Origin of the sequence: Variovorax boronicumulans NBRC 103145, assembly GCF_001591345.1 — a bacterium.
GTDB lineage: Bacteria > Pseudomonadota > Gammaproteobacteria > Burkholderiales > Burkholderiaceae_C > Variovorax > Variovorax boronicumulans.
Map to the genome: position 1 here is coordinate 1 of NZ_BCUS01000202.1, position 6,327 is coordinate 6,327.

At 71.6% G+C, this 6,327-nt stretch carries 5 protein-coding genes; 2 read left to right on the top strand and 3 right to left on the bottom strand.

What is annotated here, in order from left to right:
• Window positions 1–2,524, top strand: a 2,524-nt coding sequence (locus VBO01S_RS32895; RefSeq protein WP_303621492.1) for an MBG domain-containing protein, incomplete at its 5' end; no start/stop codon positions are given.
• A 13-nt stretch (window positions 2,525–2,537) separates the two neighbouring features.
• On the opposite strand, the gene VBO01S_RS30400 is transcribed toward VBO01S_RS32895, so the two are convergent.
• On the bottom strand, window positions 2,538–3,404 hold the full coding sequence (locus VBO01S_RS30400) for a glycosyltransferase family 25 protein (RefSeq protein ID WP_169805110.1): 867 nt from the start codon (window positions 3,402–3,404) through the stop codon (window positions 2,538–2,540).
• Window positions 3,405–3,451: 47 nt separating this feature from the next.
• Here VBO01S_RS30400 and VBO01S_RS30405 point away from each other — a divergent pair, with 47 nt between their 5' ends.
• Window positions 3,452–5,194, top strand: a complete 1,743-nt coding sequence (locus VBO01S_RS30405) for a glycosyltransferase family 2 protein (protein WP_255221252.1) — start codon at window positions 3,452–3,454, stop codon at window positions 5,192–5,194.
• Here VBO01S_RS30405 and VBO01S_RS30410 read toward each other — a convergent pair.
• Together VBO01S_RS30410 and VBO01S_RS30415 are read right to left on the bottom strand one after the other, a co-directional pair.
• Window positions 5,152–5,931, bottom strand: a complete 780-nt coding sequence (locus VBO01S_RS30410; protein ID WP_062482675.1) for a hypothetical protein — start codon at window positions 5,929–5,931, stop codon at window positions 5,152–5,154. The genes VBO01S_RS30405 and VBO01S_RS30410 overlap by 43 nt on opposite strands.
• Window positions 5,932–5,937: 6 nt before the next feature.
• Window positions 5,938–6,327 (bottom strand): response regulator (locus VBO01S_RS30415; protein WP_157627526.1); only part of this gene is annotated, 390 nt, incomplete at its 5' end.

Below are 6,327 nucleotides of genomic sequence, written 5' to 3' on the forward strand. Positions count from 1 at the left end.
GACCTCGGCCGGGCGCTTCGACCTGCGCGGCGCGCGCGTCGACGCGTCGGCACCGGTGGGCGCGGCGGGGCAGTGGTTCATCGACCCCTTCGACCTCACCATCGCCCACGGCACGGCCGCGGGCACGCTGCCGACCAACCCCTACGACGCGGTCGCCAACTCGACCATCCAGGACGGCGACATCAACACCGCGCTCAACGGCGGCACCAGCGTGAAGATCACGACGGGCACCGGCACGGGCGGTGGCGGCGTCATCACGCTCGATGCCGACGTCGACATCAACTACACCGGCTCCAAGGGCCCGCTCACGCTGCAGCTGGACGCCGCCAGCGGCATCCAGACGCGCACGCCCGGCACCACCATCCGCGCGACCGGCGGCGACGACCTGAACGTGGTGATGAACGCGGGCGTCAACCCCGACGGCACGCCCTCGGGCAACAGCGGCTTCATCGACTTCGGGGGCAACATCCTCACGCAGGGCGGCAGCGTGACGATGAACGCGGTGGGCACGGGCACGCCCGGCAGCGGCTTCATCCGCCTGAACGGCGGGCAGGTCATCACCGACGGCGGCAACGTGTCGCTGCTCAGCGGCCAGCCCGGTGCGCCCACCGGCACCGTGATCCTCACGCAGGACGTGCAGGTCGACACGCGCGTCGGCCAGAGCAACGCGGGCGCGGGCGGCAACGTGCGCATCGAGGGCGGCGACGTGCTGCTGCAGGGCGCGCGCATCGCCAGCGCCACCGGCAACGTCGACATCCGCGGCACCTCGACCACCTGGGACAGCGGCGTGGTCATCACCAGCGGCCAGATCGGGCCGAGCACCATCAGCACCACCAGCGGCAACGTCACGGTGCAGGGCGTGGCGCGGCGCCAGGCGTCGTCGACCTTCGCGGCGGCGCACGGCGTGCTCATCAACGGCGGCAGCAGCATCACCACCGGCAGCGGCAACATCGCGGTGCGCGGCTACAACTTCAACAACGACCCCTCGGCGCCGGGCGTGACCGAAGACAGCGGCGTGCGGCTGGAGAACGGCGCGCAGCTCGTCACCACGGGCGGCGGCAACATCGAGGTCACGGGCCGCTCGCAGAACGGCGGGCGCGGCGTCGTGCTGCAGGCCGGCGGTGCGCCGACCGCGCCGGGCGCGCTGCCCGGCATCCGCAGCAGCGGCAACGTGCTGCTGCGCGCGAGCAACGACGGCAGCGGCGATTCGATCGTGATCGAGGCGCCGGTGGTCGCGGCCGGCGCCATCGACCTGCGCCCGGGTGGGGTCGATGCCAACATGGTCGCGTCGGACGACACGGCCACGCCCATCGTGCTGGGCGGCCCGACGGTCAACGGCTTCTCGGTGTCGGGCGCGGAGTTCGCGCAGCTGTCGGCGCCGATCATCGTCGCAGGCAGCACCACGCACGCGGGCGCCATCACGGTGGCCGGTGCGCTCACGACCTCGGGCGCGCTCACCCTGCAGAACGAAGGCGGTGGCGGCGGCATCGCGCTCAACGCGCCGGTCTCGGCCGCGACGCTGGGGCTGCTGTCGGGCGGCAACGTGAGCCAGTCGGGCGCGGGCACGATCACGGCGGGCACGCTGCTCGCGCGCTCGCGCAACGGCAGCGTCGATCTGCGCAACCCGGGCAATGACGTGGCCACGGTCGGCGGCGGCGCGGCGGGCGGCTTTGCCTACGTGGACGCGAACGCGGTCACGATCGGGCCGGTGTCGGTCACGGGCTTCGATGCGGCGGGCAACCTGCCGCAGGTCACCTCGGCCGATTCGATGGCCGCCAACACCGTGTTCGTGCGCACGCTGAGCGGCGACCTCACGCTGGGCGCACCGGTCAGCAGCACCAGCGGCACCGACCTCGTGGCGGCGGCGCGCTTCCAGAACCCGGGCGGCCACGGCATCTCGGGCGCGCTGTGGCGCGTGTGGGCCGACACCTGGGTCGGCGAAACGCGCGGCGGCCTCGCGGGCTCGGGCCCGCTGCCCAACTTCTATCACTGCGCCTACCTGGGCCTGTGCACCGTGACCGTGACGCCGGGCGACAACCACTTTATTTATGCGCAGCAGCCGACGGCGACCATCGTGATCGCCGACGCGTCGCGCACCGTGGGCGCGCCCAACCCCTTCTTCATCTACAGCATCACCGGGCTGATCCTGGGCGACACCGGCGCGGGCTTCAGCGGCTCGATGTTCTCGCCGGCGCTGCCGGGCAGCCCGACGGGCCTGTACCCGATCAACGGCACCTTCACTTCGGCCGAGGGCTACGCCGTGCGCGTGGTGCCGGGCCAGCTGCGCGTGAGCGGCCTGCCGCTCTTGCCTTCGGTGGACGTGGTGCGCGAGCCGCTGACCTCGTACCTGTACGACCGGAACATCGGCCAGGCGCCGATCTGCCTGGCCACCGGGCCGCTGGACGGCGACCGCGCGCAGCAGGGCGCCGACGTGCTGGCGCGCGAATGGTCGCGCGTGCGCTCGCGGCCCAACCTGCTGAGCTGCGTGAACACCGAGCGGCGCAACGGCTGTTCGGACTTTTGAGACCGCACGCGTGTCAGCGCGGCGCGTGATCGCGGGCCGTGAGCACGAAGAGTTGCGCCATCAGGTCCGCGAGCAGCCGCAGCTGCGGGTCGTCGGTGAGCGGGGCGTGGCGCCACGGTGCGACGTGGGCTTCGAGGCCGTCGAGCGGCCCGGCGAAGAACAGGCGCCGCAGCGCACCGCCGAGCACGTCGTGCGCCGCCGATTCCGTCGGGCTGCCGAGGGTGCTGTCGGCATGGCTGCCGGATGCAGGCGTGGCGAGGAAGGGCGAGAGCACCACGCCTTGCAGGCGGCCGTTGCGCAGGAAGCTGCCCAGCGTCAGGTCGTAGGGTCGCAATGGCCCGTGCGTGATCGCTTCCTGCAGCAGCGCGGGCAGCACGCGCAGGCCCTTCGGCGTCACAACGTAGGCGACCGCACCCCAGTTGTAGAGCGTGCGTGCGTCGAGAAAGTCGATGCCCGACAGCGCATGGCGCGGCGCACCACTTCCTTGCGGCGGCAGGCGGCATTGCAGGCTGTGCCAGAGCGCAAGCAGGTGCTGCGTCGAGGTCACGGGCTGGCATTCGAGGAACGCGATGTCGCAGCCTTCGGCTTCCAGTTGCGCGAGCGCGCCGCTGCGCAGCACTGCTGGCAGGGCCTCGCTGAGCTGCGCGTCGTCTTCGAGCACCAGCAGTGCTTCGCCGGGGTTCGCGCGGGTGAGGGCTTCGGTGTGCGAGAGAAAGCAGGCGCGCTCGCCGGGCGTGATCGCCGTGTTGCCGGGCGCGAGCGCCTGCGCATCGATGGCTGTGTGCCGCCGGACATTCGCCAGCCCGAGCCGTTGCAACTGCGCGTCCATGGCGGCGCGGCGCTCGTTGCTTCGCTCGAGGTTGATGTAGCAGCCTTGCATGGGCATCTCCGGTGCGTCATCGCTGAAGGAGCGATGCAGTGAACATCATGGCGTTGGAAGGTCGAGAGGCTGACACGAACCGTCCGTGGCTCAGCGTCGTGCTGCCTTTCTACCGCAAGCTCGCCGATTTCGAGCGCGTGTTGCCGATGAACGCGGGGTATTGGGCACGGCCCGGCATCGAGGTCGTGGTCGCGCTCGACGAGCCCGGTGAGGAGGCGGGCGTGCTGGCACTGGTCGAACGCTTTCCGCAGATCCGCTGGAAGGTGCTGGTGAACGACGTGGCGCATTCATGGCGCCCGCCGTGCAAGGCCATCAACGCCGGCGTGCGCGGCAGTGCGGGGCGCTTCTTGCTGGTCCATTCGCCCGAGTCCGCCTACGTGGGCGATGCGCCGGCCCTGTTGCTAAACGCCGCGATGGGGCACGCGCGCGGCGTGGCCGTCGGCCGCGTCGGCTTTGCGCGCTTCGACGAACTCACGGACACGCTCGACACCGTCTTCGCGCGCCAGGTGCCACCCGAGCTGCTGCTGCAGACCTTCTACGGCTCGCTGTGCTGCGCGCGCGAAGCCTTCGATGCCGTGCATGGCTACGACGAATCCCTCGAAGAATGGGGCGGCGACGACGACAACCTGCGCGTGCGCCTGGAGATGGCGGGCTGGCAGTTGCTGGCCTGCCCGGACGCGCACCTGCTGCACCTGTCGGACGAGACGCGCACGGGCGGCGAGCAGTTCGACCGCGACGTCGACTGGATCAAGTGCACGCCGCATGAGGCGCGCGCGGGCGATGCCGGATGGGGCCGCGACTTCGACCGCATCGCACGCGACGACAGCGCCAGCGCATGGCCCGCCGAAGCGCCGGCCTGGCTGGTCGCCGCACCCGTGGTGCCGATGGGCTCGCGCCGCCAGTGCGAGGTCTGCGCGCGCCTGCTGCACCACGAACCCAGCGCCTTTCATTGCCCGCGGTGCGCGCGCCCGCCGATCGCACCGCGTCTCACGTCGCGCCTGCGCATCGTCTGCGTGCTGCAAGTGCGCAACGAGGCGCGTTGTCTGCCGGGTTGCCTCGACCACCTGCGCGGCCATGTGGACGGCATCGTCGCGCTCGACGACGGCTCGACCGACGGCACCGCCGACATCCTGCGGCGCGAACCGATGCTGCTGGAGTTGCTGTCGAACCCGCCGTGCGCCGACGGCGCGCATGTGTGGCGAGAGAACAAGAACAAGCGCCGCCTGCTCGAAGCGGCGCGCCGCCACGGCGCGGGCTGGGTGCTGGTGTGCGATGCCGACGAGCGCTACGAGCAGCTGTTCCTGCGCCACCTGAACGCCACCGTCGATTCGTTGCCCGACCACCAGCTCGCCAGCCTGTCGCTCGTGTCCTGCGAACTCTGGAATTCGCCCGACACCTGGCGCAGCGATGGCCCGTGGGGCCGCAAGTCGCGCGCACGGCTGTTCCGTTTGCCGCAGCAGATCTCGTTTGAAATGAGTTCGGAACTCCACGGCCCGTGGCTGCCCGACGACGCGCAGCGCCACGGCCTGATGTTCTACAGCCGCTACCGGCTCTACCACCTCAAAAGCATCCGGCACGCCGACCGCGTGGCGCGGCGCGACCTCTACACGCGGCTCGATCCGGCGCGGCAGTTCCAGGCCATCGGCTACGACTACCTCGCGCAAGAAGGGCCGGGGCTGCAGCTGAGGTGCATCGAGTCGGACCGCGACTACGACCGCAACACCTTGCCGCTGGACCTGCAAGCGGCTCAGTCGCCCAGCCCCAGCGTTCTCGAAAAATCGCCGCGGTAGGTGCGCAGGCCCTGGTGCGACAGCTGCGAGCGTGTGTCGACGTGCACGCGCCCGCCGATCGACTGCCAGCGGCGGCAGAAGCCGTAGTCCTCGCTGAGGTAGCGCCCGTTGCCCGGTTCGGCGAACACGTCGAAGAAGCGGTAGTGCGGGCGCGCCGCGGCGAGCGGGTCGTCCATGCGGTCGGGCGTGTAGCGCAGCTCGGGCAGCGCCTGCGCCATCTGCTCGAGCACGCGGCGCGCGATCAGCATGAAGCCGGTGGGTGCGTCCAGCACTTCGAGAAAACCGTCGGCGTCCACGCGCGCCCCCGCGTCGTTCACGTTGACCGGAAACGCCGCATGCAGCGCCTCGAAATCGGCGCGCGTGGTGCCGGCCGGCAGCGGCGCGCGCAGGCCGCCTTCGGGCCAGCCGTCGCTCTTGTGCGGGTACACGCCGGCCACCACATCGCGGCCCGCGCCCAGCAGCCGCAGTGCGGCCTCGGGCTCGAAGCCGATGTCGGCGTCGATCCAGAACAGGTGCGTCCAGCGCGTGTCGGCCAGGAACTCGGCGGCCAGCCGATTGCGGGCGCGCGTGACGAGGCTGTCGCCGTCGAGAAAGCGCGTCTGCATCGCGAAGCCGTGGGTCCACGCGAGGTTGACCAGGCCGAGCAGGCTGCGCACGCACTCGGTGCCGACCGCGCCGCCGTGGCAGGGCGTGGCGACGAAGGGGCGGACGTCTTTCAGGTCGATGGCGGTGGGCATGCGTGGTCAGGCGCCGGGCGCGTGGCGCCGCGTGGTGAGTAGTGCGCGCAGCTTGGCCGGCGCCACCGGTTTGGTCAACAGCGTCACGCCGCCGTGGCGCAGCCGCTGCAGCACCTCGGGCCCGGTGGCGCCCGACACCAGCACGGCGAGCGCGCCGGGCTGCAGGCGGCGGGCGGCGTCGATCACTTCCACGCCGTCGGCGTCGCCGGCCAGTTGCAGGTCGCACAGCACGGCGTCGTAGACGATGTCGCCGGTACCCAGCCGCGCCAGCGCCTCGGCGCCGGTGGTGACGCATTCGACCTCGCAGCCCCACTGCGTGAGCAGCGCGTGCGTGCCGTCGAGGATGGCGGGGTCGTCGTCCACCACGAGGCAGCGCAGGCCGGCCAGCGGCGCCGG

Bases quoted from the DNA above. Each gene is read 5' to 3' on its own strand.
- VBO01S_RS30400 (WP_169805110.1), bottom strand. From the start codon at position 3,404: ATGCAAGGCTGCTACATCAACCTCGAGCGAAGCAACGAGCGCCGCGCC.
- VBO01S_RS30405 (WP_255221252.1), top strand. From the start codon at position 3,452: ATGGCGTTGGAAGGTCGAGAGGCTGACACGAACCGTCCGTGGCTCAGC.
- VBO01S_RS30410 (WP_062482675.1), bottom strand. From the start codon at position 5,931: ATGCCCACCGCCATCGACCTGAAAGACGTCCGCCCCTTCGTCGCCACG.